We start from the raw sequence: 23,874 nt of genomic DNA, 5'->3' as shown, positions 1-23,874 counted from the left end.
GTCAGCCTCCGAGCTTTTCGAGTGTTGCAAGATCGGGAAGATCGAAAATCGACATATCCGCGACTTCGGCGGGCGCGTCCGTTCTCACCCCAGCCCGCAGTTTGGCGGAACGGGCACGCGGATTGGTTTCTGCCTCTGCCTCCGATGCAGACAGCATTCCCTTGCCGAGAGGGTCGAACGTTGCCGGCCGCGCTTGGACCATCGGAAGATGGCGCGAACCTGATGCCTTGCCCGACCGCTCCGAGAAAAACTTCTTGACGATCCGGTCTTCCAGCGAATGGAAGGTCACGACCACCAGGCGACCACCAGGCTTCAGCGCACGCTCGGCTGCAAACAGCGCCTCAGCAAGTTCGCCAAGCTCATTGTTGACGAAGATGCGGAGCGCCTGAAACACCCGCGTTGCCGGATGAATCTTGTCCTTTGCCTTGCGGGGATTGACCGTTTCGATCAGATTGGCGAGGTCGCGCGTTGTCTGAAAGGGCTCAGTGAGGCGGCGCTTTTCAATGGCACGCGCAATGCGCCCAGCATGCTTTTCCTCGCCCAGAAAGCCGAAGATGCGGATGAGATCGGAAACCTTGGCGCGGTTGACGACATCAGCGGCAGACACACCGGCTGCGGACATACGCATATCGAGCGGCCCGTTTCTCTGAAAGGAGAAGCCGCGATCCGCCTCATCGATCTGCATCGAGGAAACCCCGATGTCGAGAACGATGCCGTCAAAACCGCCCTCGGGTGCGTGATCGGCCAATTGTGAAAACTGGGAGTGACGCAGGTCGAGCGCACCGTTTCGGGCCTTGACCATGTCCTGGCCGGCAGCAATTGCTGTCGGGTCACGATCGAGCGCCACAACACGGGCGCCCTTGTCGAGAATGGCCGCCGTATAGCCGCCAGCACCGAAGGTCCCATCCAGGATCAGCTTGCCATCGCTCGGCTCGAGCGCTGCAAGAACCTCCGCGAGAAGAACCGGAATGTGGCGAACCGATCCGCCATTGGCATCGGTATCACCTTCGCCAAGATTCGCCGCCATTCCGTTTCCCCGCCTGTTTACTGCCTTACACCTCGCATCCTGACCATTTCCCGGGCTTTCGCCTGCGCCTCGTGAAACGCCTGCGGCTGCCACAATTGAAAATGATCCGACCGGCCAACGAAGCAGACCTCCGAGGATATCCCCGTGAAATCCCGGATGAACTCCGTAACCGGCAGTCGCCCCTCTGCATCGAGACGCATATAGACGCCGCCGCCATGCAAGAGCAGCGACATCTCGTTTGCTTCCAACGCGAATGGATCTTCTGCAGCCATCCTTCGCTCGAAACGATCCAGCAGATCCGGCCCGCCGATATTGATCGCCGGATAGATGAAATCCTGGAGACAATAAAGCTCCTGAATTCCCTGCTGCGAAAGCACAGAGCGAAACACCGCCGGGACGGAAACCCGCCCCTTCGCATCGATCCTGTTTGTCGCATTGGACAGGAAGCGGCCCGCCACTGGAATCCGACCCCCTCTTGGACGAAGGCCACGAGATCGGCCCCCTGCTACGCACCACCACACCAACCGGCAGCGCAATCAGAAAACAGCCCCCAACCGCCGGGGCATTCTGCTTCGTCTTGCGATGCGCAGAGACCTTGGAAATCTCCGCTACGGCATGAAAATGGGATACCATGGGACACTATGGGCGTCAATGGGATTGGCTTCTGGACCCTCCCCTGAGGAGGTTGGATATGAATAATGGATTAAGCTTAACGAATCGTTAGAAACGGCTGTTTTTGCGCACAAAACGACGCTCGGTCACACGCCTCCGCCGCAACGTGAGACCAACCGCCAGCTCAATCTTCTCAATGGTTTGGAAAAATTTGCGCAGACCCTTGAAAAGGATCTGGCAATGGATGGGGAAAATCGCCAGTCGGCCTGTAAGCCGGGTTCTGTATGGCCCCGGTTTCCCGGAACGTGGCAGCCATTCATCTGGGACAGCGCTTGCGCGCTGCCTCTCGCAACCCACCCGGATGACTGGCCCGGAAACCGGCTGTAGCCGCGCCGGAGCGCTGCCCACGTCATCCCTATTCGGTCTTGCTCCCGGTGGGGTTTACCTTGCCATCCCTGTCACCAGCGATGCGGTGGGCTCTTACCCCACCCTTTCACCCTTACCCCGCAAGCGGGGCGGTTTGCTTTCTGCGGCACTTTCCCTGAGGTCGCCCTCGCCGGACGTTATCCGGCACCGTGTATCCGTGGAGCCCGGACTTTCCTCACCCTACCACCTTTCGGCATTGGTAAAGCGCGGCTGCCCGGCCGACTGGCACGGCGTCCATAGCCGACACCTTTTGGAAACGCCATCGAAATCGCCACCCGAGGGGCCGAAAGCCGACTCAGTCCCTGAAAGCTGGTTCGAAACAGCGGCCATACGATTCGTCTTCGATCCGGCCGCGGAGAATCAGTTCAGCCCCGAGCCGGCCAATTTCGTCTGAGCTCTTGGCCGCCGCGCCACAACCACCGGAAAGCACGGCGATGCGATCGCTGGCATAGCCGATCGCCGGATAATTTCCAGGCGTGAACGAGGTGACGCATGCCCCCATGGAAACCGGCGAATCGGCCAGCGACGGCACCAGTGCCAAGGCGATTCGCTGCAAGTGCTCACGCGTGGTCAGACGCCCGCCCCGGCGGAACCAGGCGCGAATCTGAGGCTCCGTCTCCAGCAAAAGATCATCCGGATCACCGCCGATTTTCAGATAGGCCTTGCCGTCCGGATAGAGCACCGGGGGAAGCAGGTAGATGTGGTTTGTGGGATCGTCGGGCTGGTGAATGAGCGATGGCATCCCGCGCATCGCCTCCTGCTGTTCTTCCGAGACTTCGAAGAATGCGACGGTGCGAGCATAGACCTTCAAGTCCAGAGGGCGCGGCAAGAGACGTTCTGCAATCGTGAACCCGCCGGCAGCGACGAGCACCTTTTCCGCCGTGAAGACATGACCATCCTCGGTCGTCACCATGGCGAGGCTGCCCTCCTCCTGCACTGAAACGGCCGTCTTGCGGATCATGGTTGCCCCGGCCCGCTGTGCGAGCAGCGCCTGAGCCTTCACCAGCCGCCGCGGGTTGATGTATCCGGCATTCTTCGCTTCATGAATGCCTTCACAGCCGGTGCCGAACTCGAAATACGGAAAGCGCGTCGACAGACGCCGCGAATCGCAGACCTCGACAGGGACAGCGAGCGCGCTTGCCGCATCGACGACGTTGGCGACATAGGGATCGGCCCCGCCGCGTTCTGGCCCAACGATCAGGCATCCGGCCTCGTGATAGAAGGCGATGCCGCTCTCGTCGGCAATCGCCTGATACCGGGCAATCGACCGGTTTGCCAGGCGCGCCCAGATCGGATCCGAATCGATCGTTCTGGTAATCCGCGCCTCATCGTAGTGGCTGGCAAAGACGCCGTGATGCTGGCCCGGATCAACGGGCTCGTCCGGACCGATCACCGCAACGCCATCGCTCGAAAGCGCCAGATAGCGTGCGGCAGCCGCCCCCATCATTCCGGCTCCGACAACGATGGTTTTGTAGTGCTCGACCATGATCTTCCCTTCGCGTTTTGCGAGGGGTGATACCACGGACAGCCCTTCAAGCCACCCCGTAACCGGAGAACCTGGACGGCTTAGCCGCCGATCAGGGCAAGGACCTTGCCGCAATAGCGCTTGGAAACCGGATTCATGCGCTTGGCAGCATGGCCCGCATTGTAGCGCAGAATGGTGCCGCAGGTCTCGCCACCGCCAAGCTCATGCGCCATCGACAGATACTTCATGCCGAATTTGATGTTGGTCTCCGGATCATAAAGACCCTTCGTCTTCCCACGATAGCCCATGGAGCGCGCCGTTGCAGGCTTGATCTGCATGAGACCGACCTCACCGGCACTGCCGCGCGCCTTCGGATTGAAGTTGCTTTCGACACGAACGACTGCGTGGGCAAGATCGACCGGAACGCCATAGGCCTTGGCATATTTCGAGATGATCGCCGAATAGGGCCTTGCAGCGACAGACGGTTTCATCGAAAAACCGGCATCACGCTCGATGGTCTTCAAAGGCTTCGTGAAGAGTGTCTTTCCGCCGTTCGCAAATGCAAGGGGCGCGCTCGACAATAGAAATGCAGTGCATGCCGCGGCAGCAACAATTCGCTTCATCATGTAAAGGTTGTTCTCCAAGACAAAGATCAGCAGGCAGGAACAGATATACGCAACGCTCTCCTCATTGAGAGCGGCCTGCTCAGATCTTTATGTTGATAGTTGTGCTAAGTCCCGCATGGACATCAGTCACTGTTCAGCAAGACCTTTAAAGCTGCGCAATAAGGAATTCCTGTGACGCATCGCACAAAATCACCGGCGGAACGAAATTCGCGGCCCCGCATTTACCGGTAACGCGGCAGTGCGACGAGCAGCCGATGCAAGGTATCAATGGTCGAAGAATCGGCGACGCCATCCACCTTTAAAGGGCGGAAGTGACGCTGGAATGCAGCAACGACACCTTCCGTCATTTCACAATAATTGCCGGTTATTTCAACGCCATACCCGTAGAGCGCCAACATCGATTGCAAGGCCTCGATGGGTGCGCCCATCTCGCCACGCTGGAAGTAGCGCCCCCCACCGATCGGGGTGGGCTCAACCCAGTGCCCTACCCCTTGCCCATGCAGCTTCCGCCAAGGGAAATTTTCACCGGGATCGACCTTGCGAATAGGGGCGACATCGGAGTGCGCCAAGACCCGCTCAGCCCGGATTTGATGCCGCTCGACACAATCCAGACACAATTCGATCACCGCCTGGATCTGCATGGAGGGGAAATCCGGAAGGCCTTCTGGATGACCGCCATTGGCAATCTCGATGCCAATCGAGCGTGAATTGATGTCCGTTACATCGGCCCATATGCTCTTGCCGGCGTGCCAGGCGCGCTTGCTCTCGGGCACCATCTGCACGACACGACCGTCCTCATGCACCAGATAGTGGCTGGAGACCTGGCTTTCGGGAGAACAAAGCCAATCCTGCGCACCTTGCGCGCTCGGCATGCCCGTATAGTGGAGGATGATCATATCCGGCCGACACGCATCAGCACGGTCGCCAAAATTCGGCGATGCACAGACTTCCGCCCGCTGATAGTCAGGCAGAAAGCTGGTCATGCAGCGCGGCGCGCCTTCTCGATGGCAGAGTAAGCCGCGTTGAAGCGCGCCATGCGATGATGGGCAACCGCATGGAATTCCGTCGGCACACCGCGGGCATGCAGGCGGTCCGGATGGTTTTCAGCCGCAAGCGCACGATAGCGACGCTTGATCGTGGCGAAATCATCGGAGGGCTGAACACCGAGGACACCATAGGGATCGCCGTCCAGATGAATGTGACGATGGGCGAGCTGCTCGAAGCGCTCTTCGGATACGCCGAAGATTTCAGCCGTCCGCGACAGAAACGCCAGCTCCTTCTCATGCACTAGTCCATCGGCCTTCGCGATGTGGAACAACGCGTCAACGATGTCCTCGAGCACCGGGCAGTATTGATCACAGGTGCGGCACATGTTTGCGAGGTTGCCGGCATAGGTCTCGAAACCTGCGACATCCTGGCGCGCGAGATTGTAGAGGCGTGCCACGTTGCGCGCCTCTTCCGGCGGAAAATCGAAGATCTTGCGGAAGGCCTGCACTTCGGCATCCGAAACGATGCCATCGGCTTTGGCCATCTTGGCGGAGAGCGCGATGATCGCCACGGAGAAGGAAACGCGCCGTCGCGTTTCCGGATCGCCCTCAAACACGGTTCTCACCGCCTCGACGATAGTGGCCAGGACATTTCCGGCAGCATCCCCGACAGCGCCCAGCAAGCGGTCAAAAAAGGAGGAGATCTGCTCGCAGGCGAAATCGAATATCATGCGAAAGAATGACCAAATATCCCGGCAAATTGCAAGCTGAAGCGGGAAGCAGCCAGATTAAACTTTCTTCATCTTGGCTCAGTTTTGATGAAGCCCCCCCATATCCTATGCCCCGGTTTCAACCGAACGCCCTATGCGCCTGCCCGTCCTGAACTTATCCACAAGAGGCGATTACGACCAGCATCGGATTGAAACGATTGAATGATCGGTCTTTGCCTCACCTCCCTCCAAGACGTCGACGGAGGCCCGAATTGGCCTTTACAGGAGCGCGCCCGTGCCGCATCGATGCGGGGCATGAGAACAGCGCGGTGCCGTCGATGACGCATCCAAGGAGGACACATGGCCAAGCACAAAGTCGCAATGCTGACCGCAGGAGGCCTTGCGCCCTGCCTCTCCTCCGCCGTTGGCGGTCTGATCGAGCGCTACACGGACATCTCCCCTGAGACGGAGATCGTGGCTTACAAGTCCGGTTTCCGCGGCCTCCTGATGGACTACAAGATCGAGATCACCCCGCAAATGCGGGACAAGGCACACGTGCTGCACCGCTACGGCGGCTCCCCGATCGGCAACAGCCGGGTCAAACTCACCAATGTCGCCGATTGCATCAAGCGCGGCCTGGTCAAGGACGGCGAGATCCCGCTGCAGGTGGCAGCCGAGCGCCTGGCAGCCGATGGCATCACCATTCTGCACACCATCGGCGGCGATGACACGAACACGACAGCTGCCGATCTTGCCGCCTATCTCGGTGCAAATGGCTATGACCTGACCGTCGTCGGCATGCCAAAAACCGTCGACAACGATGTCTATCCGATTCGCCAGACACTCGGCGCCTGGACGGCGGCAGATGTCGGCGCGCGGTTCTTTGACCACGTCTCCAACGAACAGAGTGCGGCACCCCGCACCCTCGTCATTCACGAGGTCATGGGTCGCCACTGCGGCTGGCTGACGGCGGCGACCGCACGCGCCTATATTCAGCGTACCAAGCACAATGAGTATATCGACGGCTTCATGATGAACCAGGAGCTGAAGAACATCGATGGCCTCTACCTGCCGGAAACCCATTTCGACATGGAGCAGGAAGCAAGCCGCCTGAAGGAGATCATGGATCGCACCGGTTACGTCACCCTGTTCGTATCGGAAGGCGCCTGCATGGACGAAATCGTCGCCGATCGCGAAGCTGCCGGTGAGACCATCCAGCGCGACGCATTCGGTCACGTCAAGCTCGACACGATCAATGTCGGCAGCTGGTTCCAGAAGCATTTCGCCAAGCTGCTCGATGCCGAGCGTTCGATGGTCCAGAAATCGGGATACTACGCCCGGTCCGCCCCCGCCAACTACGAGGACCTGCGTCTCATTCAAAGCATGGTCGATCTGGCCGTCGAAAGCGGCTTGAATGGCATCTCCGGCGTAACCGGCCATGACGAAGATCAGGGCGGACGACTTCGCACGATCGAATTCCCCCGCATTCGCGGCGGCAAGCCATTCGATCTTTCGACCCCCTGGTTTGCAGAGGTTATGGACTATCTTGGCCAGAAATACCGCCCTGTGAATTGACCTCGGCGCAGAAAACTGGCTTCCTCGTTTGAGGAGGAATGCATGCGATGACCTGGCAAATCTGGTTGGTCTTTTTGACAACCTCTGCGATCCTGCTGGCGCTGCCGCGCCGAAGCATGATCGATGTGGCAAGCTTTGCGGTCGGCCTTGGCAGACGATCGGCGTTTGCAACGGTGACCGGGGTGATCATCGGCCATCTCTGCGCCGCAGCCCTGGTCTTTGCGCTTGCGGTGACACTCGGTCTGGCGTCGCCTTTCACGCTCTCGCTTATCCAGGGTGCAGGACTTGGTTTGCTCGCAATCAAGGCGATCAATCTCTGGCGCAATCCGACAGCAACGGAGCCTGTTGCCGACAACGACAACCTGCCGGTCGAAAAGCCTTTGGGGGTGGTCGCGCATCTCGTGAAGCGGACAACGATTCAGCCTGACTCCCTGATCCTTGTTGCCGCCTTCTTGCCACAATTCGTACCGCTCGCCATGGCAAATCCGAGCGACGCATTTGCCCTGATCGGCGCCTTCGCGGGCATGGCTGGTCTCGTTGCGGTCGCCTATGCCCTGGCTGCATTCAAGATAAGGAAAATCCTGCAAAAACACCGTCGGCGCAGAGCGTCCGATCGCTCGCGCGGCACCGTTTTGATAGCCGCCCGTTCGGTCACCGCCGGCTATCGGAAGATCGCCGCCTGACGCAAGAAGACCGTGTATCCGGCCCGGCCTGGCCGCATGCTTGCCGCAATGGTACGGTTGGATTAATAAAGGCAATTGAATGAGCATTGATTTGCTCTGAAGAGGCGACCGGCAGTCGCTGCGGCTCGAATACGGATATCGGCATGATCGTCAAGTTGGACCGAGGCATCGTTCAGGGATGTGCAGCTTCTCTTCTGGTTGTTTTGACCGGCTGCACGGGCATAGACGATAGCGTCAAGGCAGATCTGGCGGCCACGAGCCTCAGCAATCCCAACTCGCTTGAAATGAAAATGGCCAAGCAGGCCGAAGCGGCCAATGCGCAAAGCGCAACGACGGACGTTGCCGAAAACACTGGCCCCGCGCCCATCATCCCGGGTACGGAAACGGCGGCCCCCGTTCCAACGCTCAAGGCCTCGGCCCTCGCCTCGACCACGGAGGCACCGGCAGCGCAGGCCTTGGCTGCTGTGACGGCCCAACCAACGGCAGATACGGCCCAGATGACGGCCAATGCAGCGTCGGCGCAGGCGACACTCGCTCCGGCTGGCGAGAGCACAGCGCAGGAAGCCGCGGAAGGCTCGCCTAAACCTGTGGTGCTTGCCTATGCCTCACCGCTGCGCGCCACCGCTCTGACAAGCTTCGGCGACCCCTTCGACACGTCTGCACCGTCAGACGAGAAACCAGAAATTTCCGCCAAGACCTCCGATACCGTCGGACCGACACGTCTCAACGCGCTGATTTCGAAATACTCCAAGATCTACGAGATCCCCGAGGATCTTGTGCATCGGGTGGTGAAGCGCGAGAGCCGCTACAACCCGGCCGCCTACAGCAAGGGCAATTACGGCCTGATGCAAATCCGCTACAATACCGCCAAGGCCATGGGCTATAGTGGCAGTGCTGACGGTTTGTTCGATGCCGAAACCAACATCAAATACGCGGTCAAATATCTCAAGGGCGCCTGGATGGTCGCAGACAACGATCACGACCACGCGGTTCGGCTCTACTCACGCGGCTATTATTACGACGCGAAGAAGAAGGGCATGCTGCATCTGATGCATTGATAGGCGGCGCGGGCTAGTCCAGCGCGTCCCTGATCGCTTTGAGCAGCGGCTGCGGCCGATAACCGAGTTTGGCCGGCGTGAGCCCCAGGCGAACAACCACAAGCCCAGTCCCGCCATCCACGGCGATGGACTGACCGTCATGGCCTAGCATCCAGAGTGTTGCGCTCGTATCGCCCTCACCTGCCCCATCTTCATCACCCGGCCCCTTGAGCCAAGTCTGCGCCTGCGAATAGGCTCCATTTGAAGCAGACGAAGGTGTTTTCATCCGCGCAATAAAGTCGAGCGGTACGATCTGCCGGCCCTGCCAGACCCCGTCATTGGCGAGCAGCAGACCAAAGCGGGCCCAATCGTGCGCTGTGGCATAGAGGTAGGAACTGCCGACGAACGTGCCCCTCGCATCAGCTTCAAGAACGGCACTGTCCATGCCCAAAGGATCAAACAAAGCTCGTCGTGGAAATTCGTGCGCGACTTCAAGCGTCGGAAGCTTGCTCATCCAGTGGCGCGCGATGAGCACGCTGTCACCGGAGGAGTAGTTGAACCGTTTCTCCGGCGCAGCGGCCAGCCCTAGGGTCTGGACATAGCCTGCCATATCGCGCTCCAGATAGAGCATACGCGTGACATCGGCGAGATCGCCGTAGCTCTCGTTGAAATCGATGCCGCTTTCCATGGCCAGGAGATCGGCTAGGCGGATGCGGGCGTGATCTCGATCGCGCCATCCCTCGAAGAGCTGGTCATCGTCAAGATCGACACCGCCCTGCCCGGCCAGGATGCCCACCAGGGCGGCGTTCACCGTCTTTGCCATCGACCATCCCAGAAGCGGCGTCTCCGGGGTGATTCTGTCGCCATAGGCTTCCCCAAGGATGCGCCCGTCCTTCACGATGACGACCGCGCGATATCCCGGGCCGAGCAATGCCTCGTCAGCAAGGATCTCACGCAAACGCGAATCAACTTGCCCGACAAGCGCACCCTCCGGCCAGGTGCGCATAGGATCGGCGACAGCCGCACCCGCGACCGGAGCAGAAAATGCCTTTGCAGCTTCGAGACCGTCAGCCTCAACATTCGCGCAACCAAGCCCGTCGCGGTAAACCGCGGTGGAAGCGGCAAACGACAAGGGCATGGCAGCCGTCACGCGCCGGTCGTCAACGGAAACGTCAACACTCACAAGCCGTAGCAGCGGATGGCCGGGTGCCTGGACATCGAGCGCCAGCACATCATCGGCATCCCGGCCGGCAATGAAGACGTTCGAGCAGACGATCTTGGCCGCATAGCCGGTGCCGACCTTCAGCAGATCCACCGGCACGAATACCACGGCGCTTGCGACCGCAACGCCGACAACGGCAACACCAGCGCCCAGCACCGCTTTCCAGATCTTCATGATTCGCGTCCTCTCTTCGCCCAACTGCACTGCATGCAAGCAGCAAACCATGTCAGGCAAAAGTGCTTGAGCACCTTTACTGCACAACCAACCGAAATCATCCGATGCAAAGTCGCAAGCCTGCATCCCAGCCGCGCCGTCATCAAACTGTTGTGGGGTCTGGCTAAACCCTCCAGACCTTCAACGGATGGCGCAGACAGATGACAGATCTCGCACGGGACGCCGGTTTTGGCAGAAACGTAAAACTGAAGGATGCGCTGCTACAGCATGCGCCCTTGTCTGCAGACGGTTTGTCAGAACGGATATTCGGCCTTCTCTTTTCCGGCCTGGTCTATGCGCAGATCTGGGAAGACCCGGAGGTCGATATGGAAGCGATGGAGCTAGCGCCCCATCATCGTATCGTCACGATCGGTTCTGGCGGCTGCAACATGCTCGCTTATCTCAGCCGCAGCCCGCAACACATCGACGTCGTCGATCTCAACCCCAACCATATCGCGCTCAACCGCCTCAAACTGGCGGCCTTCAAATATCTGCCGGATCACGCCGCCGTCGTGCGCATGTTGTCAGGCAGTGGGGTTTCCACCAATGTCCGGCTCTACGACCGCTACCTTGATGAAAAGCTCGATGCCGCCACGCGCAGCTACTGGCAGCGCCGTGGCCTCTCCGGTCGTCGGCGTATCTCGATCTTCAACAGCAACATCTATCGCACGGGGCTTCTCGGACGCTTCATTGCCCTCGGACATCTTTTGGCGCGGGCGCACGGCGTTGTGCTGACCGACATGGAAAACTGCCGCTCGCTGCGCGACCAACGTCAGTTCTTCGACACGAGGATCGCTCCCCTGTTCGAGAAGCCCTTCATCCGCTTCCTGACGGCCCGCAAGAGTTCTCTCTTCGGTCTGGGTATCCCGCCACAGCAATATGATGAACTGGCAAGCCTCTCCGATAACGGCACCATTGCGCCCGTGCTGAAGCACCGTCTGGAAAAGCTTGCCTGCCACTTTTCACTGCGCAACAACTATTTTGCCTGGCAGGCCTTCATGCGCCGCTATCCGCGGGCCGAGGAAGGCGTACTCCCCACCTATCTGCAGCCGCAGAACTACGAGGCGATCCGCGCCGCAACAGACCGCGTCACCGTTCATCATGAAAGCGTCACCGACCTCCTGGCGGCCAAGGAAGCCGGATCTGTAGACCGGGTCGTGCTTCTCGACGCCCAGGACTGGATGACGGATGCGCAGTTGACCGCGCTGTGGACGGAGATCACCCGCTGCGCATCGGAAGGAGCCCGCGTCATTTTCCGGACGGCTGCAGAGGATAGCATCCTGAACGGTCGCATACCGGGTTCGCTTCTTGCCCATTGGCACTACCAGGCGGAACGCTCCGCAAGCCTGAACCTGCGCGATCGCTCGGCCATCTACGGCGGCTTTCACATTTACGAGAAGCGGGCCGCATGAGCATGCGCGGCCAAATGCCCAGCCCATCGTCATCGCATGCCGAAGACATGGACAGAATGTACCGCTATCAGCGCTACATCTATGACCTGACACGAAAATACTATCTGCTTGGGCGCGATCAGATGATCCTCGACCTTAACGTGCCCCAAGGCGGGAGCCTGCTTGAGATTGGCTGCGGCACGGGTCGCAACCTCTTGCTCGCGCAGCGCAGCTACCCACAGGCGCGCATGTTCGGGCTCGACATCTCCGCCGAGATGCTGGACACCGCCCGGTCGAAGCTGTCGCGCGGTGGGAGTGTCCCGAAGCTGCGCGTGGCAGATGCCACGCGGTTTACGGCGCACGACTTCGCAGAGCGAAGCTTCGATCGGATCATGATATCCTATGCGCTCTCCATGATCCCTGACTGGACTTCGGCCATCGATCAGGCGCTTGCTGCGCTGTCGCCGCGAGGCTCGCTCCACATCATCGACTTTGGTCAGCAGGAGAACTTGCCCAGCTGGACTCGCCCTGCCCTGCAAGCCTGGCTAACACGCTTCCACGTCACGCCCCGCGCGGACCTGAAGGTCGAACTGGCAAAACGCTGTGAAGTATTGGGCGCGGAGCTTCGCTTCACCCCGATCGCCAGAGGCTATGCCTGGCACGCGATCGTGAAACGCTAAAAATCAAGGCTCCCGTTGGCAAGTCTGACAATCTCCGCAATGATCGACCCCGTGTAGGCTGAAATGCGATTCCCGCAGGCGGGAGCGTCGACTTACCACGGGGATGACTTCGGGGATCGGGTTGGGTTTGATGCGCTGGGCGACGATACCATGGCTGTTGCTGGGTCTGGCAGCAGCAGGCTGCACATCGAGTGCGACCTCCGTTCTGGACAGCGCGGTGGAGCGTCCACGCTTCGCCGACAGCGACCCTCAGGATTTCAATGGACGCACCCCGCATCGGCACGAGGTCCACGGCATCGACGTCTCCAAGTGGAACGGGGCGGTCGAATGGCACTCGGTGCGCAAATCCGGCGTCGACTTTGCCTTCATCAAGGCGACCGAAGGCGGCGATCGGCTGGACAGCGGCTTCCACGCCTATTGGCAGGGCGCGCGCGCTGCAGGGATCGCCCATGCACCCTATCACTTCTTCTATTTCTGCACGCCCGCAGATGTTCAGGCGGACTGGTTCATCGCCAATGTTCCCAAGGAAGCGGTGCACCTTCCCCCGGTGCTCGATGCCGAGTGGAACCCGACCTCGAAGACCTGCCGTTTGCGGCCGGAACCACCGGCGGTAAGGGCAGAATTGCAGCGCTTTCTGCAGCGCCTGCATGCACACTACGGCAAACGGCCGATCATCTACACGACGGTCGATTTCCACCGCGAGAATCTTGAGGGACATTTTCCTGATCACCCCTTTTGGGTAAGAGCCGTGGCGCAACACCCAAGCGAGATCTATCCCGGTCGAAACTGGACCTTCTGGCAATATACATCGACGGGCACCGTACCCGGGGTCGATGGCGATACAGACATCAACGTTTTCGCCGGCAACCGGGGAGCTTGGCGCAACTGGATGGCCTCTGTCTCGAAATGAGTGACGAGCGAGACCGCGGCCCGACACCAGCTTCACGCCGTCGCACATGCGAGTGCCGAAGACGGGGACAGCCTTCCAAGTGAACTCGGATCGATAGCGCGATAAACACCGCTCAATCCGTTCTCCTGCTGCTCGCTGTGTCCAACACGAGGCGATCGCGCTCGCGCAAGCGTTAAACTTCGTTAAAATTCGTGAACTGTCTACGCAATTGAAAGAACATACATATTAGCCGCAGCAACAGGTCATCATAGTAAGCCCTACGGCGGTGCAGCATCGTTTCCCCCTTGCTTTGACACAAAAGGAACATACTATCTAACGGTCAACGCAAGGAGGCACACATGGGACTGACCAATTCGCTTAACGTCCTTATCATCGGTGCGGCGTTTGTTTTCATAGCCACGATGCTGTTCATCTGATCACGTGATCAGGTCAACCACCAAGCCATGAGGCGGCCGACCTAGGCCTCTCCAAAGCAGACTTTGACAAAACAACAAGGCGCCCGACCATCTGGTCCGGCGCCTTTTTCTATTCCATCGCAGCGAAGAGCGCTGTCGCTCAGGCAGCGGCTTCCGTCCTGTCCTTTGCACCCACGACACCCAGCCGTGCCAGCGTAGCAAGGGTAAGCGGCGCACGGTTCATCGTGTAGATGTGGAACTCATCCAGTCCGCGGCGCTTGAGATCGGCAATCTGTTCGGCGGCGATATCGGCGGCCACCGCAGCACGCCCCTGGGCATCGCCCTCGACCGCCGCGAAACGGCGGTCAAACGCGTCCGGAACGCTTGCCCCGCACATGCCGGCAAAACGCTTGAGCTGTGTGAGGTTCTGGATAGGCATGATCCCCGGCACAATGGGAATGCTGATGCCCGCTGCCCGAACGCGATCCAGATAAGCTTCAAACACGTCGTTGTCGAAAAAGAACTGCGTCAGTGCTCGTGTTGCGCCCGCATCGACCTTCCGCTTCAGCATATCGATATCGGCAGCGTCATCGGCGCTCTCCGGATGCTTCTCCGGATAGGCCGACACGGAGATTTCAAAATCACCCATGTCGCGAAGCCCGCGCACCAGGGCTGCGGCATTCTCAAAGCCGCCTGGATGCGGCTCATAGCGCGACCCAACCCCGCCCTGCGGATCGCCGCGCAGGGCGACGAAATGTCGAACACCAGCGGCCCTGAACTCCTCAACGACAGCCTGCACGTCCTGGCGCGTGGCACCGACACAGGTCAGATGCGCTGCGGTGGCAAGCGGCGTCTCGGCAATCAGGCGACGCACAGTCGCGAGCGTCGGCTCTCGCGTCGTGCCGCCGGCGCCATAGGTGACGGAAACGAAATCAGGAGAGACCGCCTGCAGTGCCTTTACGGTCTCCCAGAGCTGGCCTTCCATGTCGGGTGATTTTGGCGGAAAGAACTCGAATGAAACCTTCATCGTCTGATCATTGCCGATGGTGGGATTTGTGTCGGTCATCAGTCGCTCCCGGTCAATGCAAGGGGTGTCAAGGAGGCTTGGCTTGTCGTGCGCTCGCCTCGGCGGGCAATCCAGATGGTCACCGTCAAGCCCTCGCCGCCGGTCTGAGACGGCGGAAGATCAACGACTTGTTCCATGGTGAGCCCGAGCCGCGTCAGCCAGTCAGACATGACAGAATGCGCAAATCCCAGCCGCAGATGGGCATGGTCGTCGCGCAGATACTCCAGCTCATGCGGAGCAAGGTCGATGATGACGAGACGGCCGCCCGGGCGCAGCATGCGCACCGCCTCGGCGAGCGCCAGTTCCGGCTGCTCCAGGAAGTGAAGCACCTGATGGACGGTGACAATGTCGTAATCGCTGGCGTCGAGCGGCAGGTTAAGAATATCGCCATGCCGGACGGTTGCGGACTTCACCCCCGCCTTGTCGAGATTGGAGCGGGCAACGGCCAGCATGTCGCGGCTTGCGTCGATACCAACCGCCCGCCGGTAACGATCCGAGAACAGCTGCAGGATACGTCCGGTTCCGGTACCAAGATCCAGGAGCGCCTCGACCGGCTCTTCTCCGATCAGGGTCACAAGGGCCGCCTCGACCTCCGAATCATTCACATGCAGTCGGCGCAATTCATCCCATTCTGCAGCATTGCGGCTGAAATAGGCTTGCGCCTTTTCCGCGCGCGCCCGCTTCACCGAAGCAAGACGCTCCCGGTCGCGCGACAACACCGGATCTGCATCTTCGCTTGCCTGAAGCAGTTGGCGGATGAACGTGACGCCGTCGCCTTCCTGCTTCAGCCGAAAGTAAGCCCAGGCGCCTTCCTGATACCGATCGACCAACCCCGCTTCCCCAAGGAGCTTCAAGTGCCGCGAGATACGCGGTTGGGATTGCCCCAGAATTTCGGTAAGATCGGTAACCGTCAGGTCGCCGGCAGACAGAAGCTCGAGAAGCCGCAAGCGCGTCGGCTCTCCCGCAGCCTTCAAAAGATCCACTAAACGATCAATGCCAAACTTCATCGACAACCCCAATAATCACATAAAGATATCTTTATGTCTGATTGAGAAATGAAGCAAGGGGGTTTTTGCGACCACAGACCTCAAAGAAAAACGGCCGCCGATAGGGCGACCGCTTTTTCGTGATGCAGGTTGCAAAAGCCTCAGCGCGTCAGCCGCTTGTAGGCCTGGCTGCCGGGGTTCAGCGCGTCGGGACCGAGGCGGCGGATCTTGTCCTGCTCATAGTCCTCGAAGTTGCCTTCGAACCATTCGACATGGCCATCGCCTTCAAACGCCAGGATGTGGGTCGCGAGACGGTCGAGGAACATGCGATCGTGGCTGATGATGATCGCGCAGCCGGCAAAGGCTTCGAGCGCGCTTTCAAGCGCACCGAGCGTTTCCGTATCAAGGTCGTTGGTCGGTTCGTCGAGCAGGAGAACGTTGCCGCCGGCCTTCAGCATCTTGGCAAGGTGAACGCGGTTGCGCTGACCGCCAGAGAGATTGCCGACCTTCTGCTGCTGGTCGCCACCCTTGAAGTTGAAGGCGCCGCAATAGGCGCGTGAGTTCATGTCGAACTTGCCGAGCTTGATGACTTCGGCACCGCCGGAGATTTCTTCCCAAACGGTCTTGTTGCCATCGAGCGCGTCGCGGCTCTGGTCGACATAGCCGAGATGAACGGTATCGCCGATGCGAATCGTGCCTTCATCCGGCTTTTCCTGACCGGTGATCATCTTGAACAGCGTCGACTTGCCGGCGCCGTTCGGGCCGATGATGCCGACGATGCCGCCCGGCGGCAGCTTGATCGACAGGTCGTTGATCAGCGTGCGACCGTCAAAGCCCTTCTTGATGCCTTCCAGCTCGATGACGACCTGACCGAGGCGCTCGGAGACCGGAATGATGATCTGTGCATCGCCGGGGCGGATGTTTTCCGCCGCATCGACCAGCTGTTCATAGGCCTTGATACGGGCCTTGGACTTCGCCTGACGGGCCTTCGGGCTGGAGGCAATCCATTCCTGTTCGCGCGAAAGCGCCTTCTGGCGACCGGCTTCGTCGCGGGCTTCCTGCTGCATGCGCTTGGCCTTGGCCGTCAGGTAGGCAGAGTAGTTGCCTTCATAAGGAATGCCGCGGCCGCGGTCGAGCTCGAGGATCCAGCCCGTAACGTTGTCTAGGAAGTAGCGGTCGTGGGTGATCATCATCACGGCGCCCGGATAATCGCGCAGGTGCTTTTCCAGCCAGGCGATGGTCTCGGCGTCAAGGTGGTTGGTCGGCTCGTCGAGCAGCAGCAGGTCCGGCTGCGACAGAAGCAGGCGGCAGAGCGCGATACGGCGGCGTTCACCACCCGAAAGCACGGTGACATCCGAATCCTTCGGCGGGCAGCGCAGCGCTTCCATCGCCATCTCGACCTGCTGTTCGAGATCCCAGAGGTTTTGGCTGTCGATGATGTCCTGGAGCTTGGCGCCTTCATCGGCGGTCTCGTCGGAATAGTTCATCATCAGTTCGTTGTAACGGTCGAGCACGGCCTGCTTGTCGGCCACGCCTTCCATGACGTTTTCGAAGGCGTTCTTGTTCGGATCGAGGTGCGGCTCCTGCTCGAGATAGCCGACGGTCGCGCCTTCGGCGAGCCAGGCCTCACCGGTGTATTCCTTGTCCTGACCGGCGATGATGCGCAGTACGGTCGACTTACCGGCGCCGTTCGGGCCGAGAATACCGATCTTGGCATCGGGATAGAACGAGAGATGAATGTTCTCGAGGATCTTCTTGGCGCCGTAGGACTTGCTGAGTCCCGACATGTGATAGATGAACTGGCGTGCCATCGTGAAATTGCTCCGGGCAGAAGGGAAAGTTGCCGCTATGTAGGCGAATTGCGCCTGCGGAGCAATGCATTCGCCCCAAAACCAATGAGAAATTGCTAGGCGGCAAGCCCACTCAGCGAAGATTTTGCAGATCGATCCTGTAGATCTGCAAGGGATTGCCAGCGCCGGTATCGACCGGCACAAGGCCTGGCCACGTTTCGCCTCTGGCGAGCGTTTCGTAAAGGCCGTTACCGCTGCCCGAAAGGGTCTCCGGCAAACGACAGACGGCAACATAGCTGAAGCCCTTCATAAGCCGCTGTCGCACCGATGCATCGGAACCGGCGAGAGCTTGAAATCCAAGGCTCATTCCGGGCGCCGCGCGGTGAAAAGGCACCGCGTTGACGGGATGACGGCCATCGCCTTGCAGAAGAATCGGAACACCAAGTCCGTGGGGCGCAAGAATTCGCCCGGACGGCAGCGTCGCGAGGACCGAAAAATCTCCCGCGTCACAGGGGTTTCCCATGCTCATCTCGACACGGTATGCGGCAGCGACTTTAGGCACCATCAGAAATGCAAGGGCGAAGATGGCGAACCCGCCAAGTGAACCATGAACGCCCTGCAAGGCCCTCAGTCTTTGCTCCCGGTCTGTCAGGGCGAGGAGAACATAGGGAAGGAAAAGCGGGATCATCGCTGCTGCGAACCGAATAAAGCGCATCTGGGCAAGCGTCAGAACGGCCACCGCGCACGCCACGGCCAGCGCCACGGCAAGACCGGGCCTGCGTCCTGCCTGCGGCAGAATGGCCCCAAGCGCCGCGAAAAGAAGGATCACCAGGAGCACGACGCTACTTGCGACCGAATAATGCCCCAGCTCCAACTGATGCCAGAGCCCGTGCTCCTGCGGGATCGGATCAAGCCAGTATCGCCGGGCGATATCATCGACCATCCAGTAAGGCCCAGTGAGACATTCCGGAAACAGCGCGATGACGAGGGCGAGCATCGCAAGAGATGGTAAAACCATGGCCGCCAGACGCCCCGGCAAAGACACCCGGCCAAACCATAGGGGCACGGCTGCCGCGATAACACCGTAGCCGACGGCAAGATAAGCATAAGGCGCCGAGAAACTATCGCAGGCAACCGTCGAAAGGGCTGCCGGGCTGATGAAAGCGACAGCCAGAACGATGGAGGAAATTGCAAGTGTTCCGCCTGCCCAGGAGAGCACGCGCGCACTGCGTTCCGGGTCGAATAACCAGGCCGAAACCATGCCGCAATAGGCCACAGCGATCATCGGCACGCATTCAAGGCCGACAACGACAGAGATTGCGGAGGCAAGTCCAATGAGCACGCCGCCGCCCCGGTCAAAGGACCTCAGTCCCACCATCATCGCAAGCGCACACAGGATCTGGACATTGTGGTGATCGATGCGACCGGGCACGAACTCCAGAACCGCAACCGACATCAGCACCATCATGAGCGCCGAAATCAGGATGATCCGCAAAATCGGCCATTCGGATTGCGCCAGGACCGGCGTGACAAACTTTGCGACCAGCATCACGTAGATTGCCAGCATGACCAGCGGCCATGTCGAAAATGAGGCGGCGAGAGCCTGCGTCTCGCCGAGCAATGGCAGGTAAGCCCAGTAGAGCAGCACATAGGGAAGATCGACCAGCCGCGACCACGGGGACACATAGAGATCAGGCGTCCTGATCTGCGGCATGGAAAGATCAAACCAGGATGATGCGCCGCTGAGATACAAACGTATCTGATATTCCCGCAGACCATCGTCGACATCACGAAGCAGTCCCTGGCCGTCAGCGATATCAAGCAGAACCAGAAGCACCGCGACGACAAACAGGACGAGCGCAAGCATGGACGTCAGCCCTGAACCTCTGCGATCCGTCGTTTCGACGCGCACCTCTCCCACTGTTGCCAAAGCCCTGTCCCCTTCCAGATCGTGTGCTACCTTGACGGGAATTCCTTAAATCAGGTTTATCAAGCCGTTTCATAATTCTCGTGCGGGCAGGCTCAATGAACTGTGGATGCGCTTGCCTTTGCGCAGTTGCCCTCACCAACCAGATCATTTCCTATGGCGATTGGAGGACATCATGTTCAATGACCAAAACACTCACCTGTCGCCAAGCGGGGCCGTGCTTGCCTATCACCGGGAAAAAGCTGCGATACCGGCGCGGGCCTCGATAGTCGTCTGCCATGGCTTGGCTGAGCATTCGCGCCGCTATCAGGCATTTGCTGTCGCGATGGCCAATCGGGGTTACCACGTCTATGTTCACGATCACCGCGGCCATGGCCAAACAACCGCGCCGGGTGCGCCCCTTGGACGCTTTGCAGCATTGCCGGGCAAGGCAGAGGTGATCGCAGACGTCCTTGCCATGCGTGACCTTGCCGTTTCCGAACACCCCGGCCTGCCCGTTGTTCTCTTTGGTCACTCGATGGGCGGGCTGATCGCGCTCAACACCGCCGAGCAACACCCAGATTCGTTTCAAGCGCTAACGGTCTGGAACTCCAATTTCAACCCGGGCATAGCTGGCCGGTTTGCACAGCTGGTCCTCAAGATTGAGCAGGCGCTGAAGGGTTCGGACGTACCGTCTTTTATCCTGCCCATGGCCACCTTTGCCGCCTGGGGTCGCTCCATTTCACCGCGACGGACCGATTTCGACTGGATCTCCCATGATCCAGCTGTGGTCGACGCCTATATTGCCGATCCGCTCTGCGGCTTCGACGCAAGCGTCTCCCTGTGGCGCACCATTTTTCAGCTCACATTTGACGGGGCCAGCGACAATGCCCTTCGGCAGTTGCGCTCGTCCATGCCCATCTATCTCGTTGGCGGCGGTGAAGATCCGGCGACCGAGAAAGGGGCCGCGATCCGCTGGCTCGGCGAGCGCCTGAAGGCTGCAGGCCTCCGCGATGTCAGCACCACCATCTATCCGAATGCCCGCCACGAAACTCTGAACGACACGGATCGCCAGAAGGCAATCGAGGACCTCGCGCAGTGGCTCGACCGACACTTTCAACCGGCTCGTCTTGCCGAAACGGAATGATGCCATGAGACAATATCGCGTGCGCCAGGCCTGAAGGACGGCTAAACCGGTGCTGACCGCGAGGAAAAGTCATGGCCAGTGCCATGCCGGTACCAAGCGCTCCACCATGGCCGACAGGATATCGATGACACCTTCATCCCCCGCCCCGCCGCCGCTCGCTGGTATCCGCGTGATCGAGCTCGCCCGCGTCCTTGCTGGCCCCTGGGCCGGCCAGATGCTCGCCGATCTCGGTGCCGACGTGATCAAGGTGGAAAACCCTGATGGAGGTGACGACACCCGCGCCTGGGGGCCTCCCTTTGTCGAAGGTGCCGATGGCGAAAACCTCTCGGCGGCCTATTACCATTCGACCAATCGCAACAAGCGCTCCATCGCCGTCGACTTGAAAACGCCTGACGGCCAGGAAACGGTCCGCCGCCTCTGCGCCTCGGCGGATGTCGTGATCGAGAACTTCAAGCGCGGCGGCTTGGCAAAATACGGCCTCGACTACGAAAGCCTGAAGGCGATCAATCCAAAACTCGTCTATTGCTCGATCACCGGTTTCGGCCAGGATGGCCCCTATGCCGATTTCGCCGGTTACGACTACATCGTCCAGGGCATGTCCGGCTTCATGTCGATCACGGGCGAAAAGGACGGCGAGCCGATGAAGGCGGGCGTTGCCATCGCCGACATCTTCACCGGCATCTATGCGGTGACCGCCATCCAGGCTGCTCTCATCCATGTCATGAAGACCGGCCAGGGCCAGTTCATAGACATGGCCCTGCTCGACGTCATGTCGGCGGTGCTCGCCAACCAGAATATGAACTATCTGATCTCGGGCAAGGCGCCCACTCGGCTTGGCAATGCCCACCCCAACATCAGCCCTTACGAGGTGGTGCCAACCGCAGACGGCCACTTGATTCTCGCGGTGGGCAATGACGGCCAGTTCCGGCGTCTTTGTGCCATCCTCGGCATCCCCTCGGTGGCCGAAGACGAGCGTTTTGCCACCAACAAGGCCCGCGTCGCCAACAAGGTCGAGGTCCGCCGCATCGTCACCGCCGAAACCGCAAAATGGCAGAAGCGCGAGCTTCTCTCAGCCTGCGAGGCCAATGCCGTGCCGGCCGGACCGATCAACTCCATCAAGGAAATGTTCGCCGATCCGCAAGTTGAGGCACGCGGCCTGAAGATCGAGCTCACCGACGACAAGGGCACCGTGATCCCCTCTGTGCGCACGCCGATTGTGCTCTCTGAAACACCGCTACGCTATGAACGCCCGAGCCCGCGCATCGGCGAACACGGCGAAGACATTCTGGCCGAACTGGCCGAGCTGGAAAGGAAGACAAAATGAAGAGAACCGGCGGAGCCCTTGTTGTCGAGGCCCTGAAGGCCAACGGGGTGGAGCGCGTGTCCTGCGTTCCCGGCGAGAGCTACCTCGCAGTGCTCGACGCGCTGAAGGACAGCGGCATCGAAACGCTGGTCTGCCGCCAGGAAGGTGGCGCCGCAATGATGGCCGATGCCTGGGGCCGCCTCACCGGCAAGCCCGGCATCTGCATGGTCACGCGCGGTCCGGGTGCGACGAACGCCTCGGCTGGCCTGCATGTGGCGCGTCAGGACTCGATCCCGATGATCCTTTTCATCGGCCAGATCGGCCGCGACATGAAGGAGCGCGAAGCCTTCCAGGAGGTCGAATATCGCCGCGCCTTCACCGAATTTGCCAAATGGGTCGGTGAAATCGACGATGCCCGCCGCATCCCGGAATTCATCACGCGCGCCTTCGCTGTCGCCACCTCCGGTCGCCCCGGCCCGGTCGTGCTGACACTGCCGGAAGATATGCTGCTCGACGAGGTCGAAGCGCCCGAGGCGAAGCCGCACACCCCCGTCGAGGCCCATCCCGGCCCCTCACAGATTGCGAAATTGGGCGAGATGCTGAAGACCGCCAAGCGGCCGATGATCGTTCTCGGTGGCACGCGCTGGAGTGAGGCTTCAGTCGCCGGCATCCAGGCCTTTGCAGAAAAATTCAAGCTGCCCGTCGGCTGCTCCTTCCGCCGCCAGATGCTTTTCGATCACCTGCACCCGTCCTATGCCGGCGATGTCGGTATCGGCATCAATCCGGCGCTGGCCAAAGAAGTGAAGGAGGCAGATCTGCTGATCTTGCTCGGTGGCCGCTTCTCGGAAATGCCGTCTTCGTCCTATACGCTGATGGACATCCCCTACCCGGCGCAAAAGCTCGTGCATGTGCATCCTGACCCGTCCGAGCTTGGCCGCGTCTACCGCGCCGATCTCGCGATCTGTGCCGCACCGGAAGAATTCGTTGCAGCACTCACCGCGCTTGAGTCCGTCGGAGAGCCGAACTGGGCCGCCCGCACCGAGACCATGCATGAAGCCTACCTCGCCTGGTCAACGCCGCCGAAAACCGGCCCCGGCGCGGTTCAGATGGGACCGATCATGGACTGGATCGAGGCCAACACGCCGAAGAATGCGATTTTCACCAATGGCGCCGGCAACTACGCCACATGGCTGCACCGCTTCCACCGCTTCCAGGCCTTCAACACCCAGGCCGCCCCGACCTCCGGCTCCATGGGCTATGGCCTGCCGGCCGCAGTTGCTGCCAAGCACCTCTTTCCCGAGCGCGAGGTCATCTGCTTTGCCGGTGACGGCTGCTTCATGATGCATGGCCAGGAGTTGGCGACCGCCATGCGTTACGATCTGCCGATCATCACGCTCGTCATCAACAATGGCATCTACGGCACGATCCGCATGCACCAGGAGCGCGAATACCCCGGCCGGGTCAGCGCGACCGACCTGACCAATCCCGATTTCGCAGCGCTGGCGAAAGCCTATGGCGGCCATGGCGAAACCGTCGAAACGACCGAGGACTTTGCGCCTGCCTTCCTGCGCGCCCGCGCAAGCGGAAAGCCGGCGATCATCGAAATCAAGCTCGACCCGGAAGCGATCACGCCGGCGCGGACATTGACCCAAATTCGCAACAAGGCCTGACAGATCCTTGACTTCAAAGAGAAAAGGCCGGGATCGCTCCCGGCCTTT

At 60.2% G+C, this 23,874-nt stretch carries 20 protein-coding genes and 1 other RNA gene; 9 read left to right on the top strand and 12 right to left on the bottom strand.

What is annotated here, in order from left to right:
* Position 1: 1 nt before the first annotated feature.
* The 7 genes from rsmH to FAA97_RS01005 all read right to left on the bottom strand — a co-directional run bounded on the left by rsmH (position 2) and on the right by FAA97_RS01005 (position 5,873).
* A complete protein-coding gene (gene rsmH, locus FAA97_RS01035; RefSeq protein WP_136596676.1) occupies positions 2-1,027 on the bottom strand; it encodes a 16S rRNA (cytosine(1402)-N(4))-methyltransferase RsmH in 1,026 nt (341 codons plus the stop codon).
* 17 nt (positions 1,028-1,044) lie between these two features.
* Entirely contained in the window at positions 1,045-1,485 is a 441-nt protein-coding gene (mraZ, locus tag FAA97_RS01030) for a division/cell wall cluster transcriptional repressor MraZ (RefSeq protein WP_136596675.1), read from the bottom strand.
* Between the two features lie 407 nt (positions 1,486-1,892).
* Positions 1,893-2,291: RNase P RNA component class A (rnpB, locus tag FAA97_RS01025), an RNA gene on the bottom strand.
* Positions 2,292-2,360: 69 nt separating this feature from the next.
* Entirely contained in the window at positions 2,361-3,551 is a 1,191-nt protein-coding gene (locus tag FAA97_RS01020) for an FAD-dependent oxidoreductase (protein WP_136597669.1), read from the bottom strand.
* A gap of 80 nt (positions 3,552-3,631) precedes the next feature.
* Entirely contained in the window at positions 3,632-4,156 is a 525-nt protein-coding gene (locus FAA97_RS01015; RefSeq protein ID WP_136596674.1) for a lytic transglycosylase domain-containing protein, read from the bottom strand.
* A 221-nt stretch (positions 4,157-4,377) separates the two neighbouring features.
* Positions 4,378-5,139: an N-acetylmuramoyl-L-alanine amidase gene (locus tag FAA97_RS01010; RefSeq protein WP_136596673.1), complete on the bottom strand. Its 762-nt coding sequence runs from the start codon at positions 5,137-5,139 to the stop codon at positions 4,378-4,380.
* A complete protein-coding gene (locus FAA97_RS01005) occupies positions 5,136-5,873 on the bottom strand; it encodes a J domain-containing protein (protein ID WP_136596672.1) in 738 nt (245 codons plus the stop codon). The genes FAA97_RS01010 and FAA97_RS01005 overlap by 4 nt, the downstream gene beginning before the upstream one ends.
* A gap of 339 nt (positions 5,874-6,212) precedes the next feature.
* On the opposite strand from FAA97_RS01005, the gene FAA97_RS01000 reads away from it, so the two are divergent.
* The 3 genes from FAA97_RS01000 to FAA97_RS00990 all read left to right on the top strand — a co-directional run bounded on the left by FAA97_RS01000 (position 6,213) and on the right by FAA97_RS00990 (position 9,168).
* Complete coding sequence (locus tag FAA97_RS01000; RefSeq protein WP_136596671.1) at positions 6,213-7,427, top strand: pyrophosphate--fructose-6-phosphate 1-phosphotransferase; 1,215 nt, start codon at positions 6,213-6,215, stop codon at positions 7,425-7,427.
* 47 nt (positions 7,428-7,474) lie between these two features.
* Positions 7,475-8,110 carry a LysE family translocator gene (locus FAA97_RS00995; protein WP_136596670.1) on the top strand — a complete coding sequence of 212 codons (636 nt, stop codon included), beginning with the start codon at positions 7,475-7,477 and terminating at the stop codon, positions 8,108-8,110.
* Positions 8,111-8,253: 143 nt separating this feature from the next.
* A complete protein-coding gene (locus FAA97_RS00990) occupies positions 8,254-9,168 on the top strand; it encodes a lytic transglycosylase domain-containing protein (protein WP_136596669.1) in 915 nt (304 codons plus the stop codon).
* Between the two features lie 13 nt (positions 9,169-9,181).
* On the opposite strand, the gene FAA97_RS00985 is transcribed toward FAA97_RS00990, so the two are convergent.
* Positions 9,182-10,543: a serine hydrolase domain-containing protein gene (locus tag FAA97_RS00985; protein ID WP_246041307.1), complete on the bottom strand. Its 1,362-nt coding sequence runs from the start codon at positions 10,541-10,543 to the stop codon at positions 9,182-9,184.
* Between the two features lie 200 nt (positions 10,544-10,743).
* On the opposite strand from FAA97_RS00985, the gene FAA97_RS00980 reads away from it, so the two are divergent.
* The 3 genes from FAA97_RS00980 to FAA97_RS00970 all read left to right on the top strand — a co-directional run bounded on the left by FAA97_RS00980 (position 10,744) and on the right by FAA97_RS00970 (position 13,563).
* On the top strand, positions 10,744-11,994 hold the full coding sequence (locus FAA97_RS00980; protein ID WP_136596667.1) for a BtaA family protein: 1,251 nt from the start codon (positions 10,744-10,746) through the stop codon (positions 11,992-11,994).
* Positions 11,991-12,653 (top strand): class I SAM-dependent methyltransferase, encoded by a 663-nt coding sequence (locus FAA97_RS00975; protein WP_246041306.1) that lies wholly within the window; start codon positions 11,991-11,993, stop codon positions 12,651-12,653. Before FAA97_RS00980 ends, FAA97_RS00975 begins: the two co-directional genes overlap by 4 nt.
* A gap of 130 nt (positions 12,654-12,783) precedes the next feature.
* Complete coding sequence (locus tag FAA97_RS00970) at positions 12,784-13,563, top strand: glycoside hydrolase family 25 protein (protein ID WP_136596666.1); 780 nt, start codon at positions 12,784-12,786, stop codon at positions 13,561-13,563.
* A gap of 555 nt (positions 13,564-14,118) precedes the next feature.
* Here FAA97_RS00970 and metF read toward each other — a convergent pair.
* From metF to FAA97_RS00950, 4 genes are all read right to left on the bottom strand, one after another.
* Positions 14,119-15,024, bottom strand: coding sequence for a methylenetetrahydrofolate reductase [NAD(P)H] (gene metF, locus FAA97_RS00965; RefSeq protein WP_136596665.1), 906 nt, complete (start codon positions 15,022-15,024; stop codon positions 14,119-14,121).
* Entirely contained in the window at positions 15,024-16,031 is a 1,008-nt protein-coding gene (locus FAA97_RS00960) for an ArsR/SmtB family transcription factor (RefSeq protein WP_136596664.1), read from the bottom strand. The genes metF and FAA97_RS00960 overlap by 1 nt, the downstream gene beginning before the upstream one ends.
* Positions 16,032-16,171: 140 nt before the next feature.
* Positions 16,172-17,821 carry an energy-dependent translational throttle protein EttA gene (gene ettA, locus FAA97_RS00955; protein ID WP_136596663.1) on the bottom strand — a complete coding sequence of 550 codons (1,650 nt, stop codon included), beginning with the start codon at positions 17,819-17,821 and terminating at the stop codon, positions 16,172-16,174.
* A gap of 112 nt (positions 17,822-17,933) precedes the next feature.
* Positions 17,934-19,730 carry a hypothetical protein gene (locus FAA97_RS00950; RefSeq protein WP_136596662.1) on the bottom strand — a complete coding sequence of 599 codons (1,797 nt, stop codon included), beginning with the start codon at positions 19,728-19,730 and terminating at the stop codon, positions 17,934-17,936.
* 172 nt (positions 19,731-19,902) lie between these two features.
* Between FAA97_RS00950 and FAA97_RS00945 the strand changes: the two genes are divergently transcribed.
* From FAA97_RS00945 to FAA97_RS00935, 3 genes are all read left to right on the top strand, one after another.
* On the top strand, positions 19,903-20,853 hold the full coding sequence (locus FAA97_RS00945) for an alpha/beta hydrolase (RefSeq protein WP_136596661.1): 951 nt from the start codon (positions 19,903-19,905) through the stop codon (positions 20,851-20,853).
* A 124-nt stretch (positions 20,854-20,977) separates the two neighbouring features.
* The gene (caiB, locus tag FAA97_RS00940) at positions 20,978-22,177 is read left to right on the top strand and encodes a succinate--glutarate CoA-transferase (RefSeq protein WP_136596660.1); all 1,200 of its coding nucleotides are present in this window, start codon (positions 20,978-20,980) and stop codon (positions 22,175-22,177) included.
* Complete coding sequence (locus FAA97_RS00935; protein WP_136596659.1) at positions 22,174-23,826, top strand: thiamine pyrophosphate-binding protein; 1,653 nt, start codon at positions 22,174-22,176, stop codon at positions 23,824-23,826. The genes caiB and FAA97_RS00935 overlap by 4 nt, the downstream gene beginning before the upstream one ends.
* Positions 23,827-23,874 lie beyond the last annotated feature (48 nt).

Origin of the sequence: Peteryoungia ipomoeae, from assembly GCF_004912165.1 — a bacterium.
Taxonomy (GTDB): domain Bacteria; phylum Pseudomonadota; class Alphaproteobacteria; order Rhizobiales; family Rhizobiaceae; genus Allorhizobium; species Allorhizobium ipomoeae.
The sequence above is the reverse complement of the archived record's forward strand: the minus strand, read 5'-3'. Positions and strand labels throughout refer to the sequence as shown.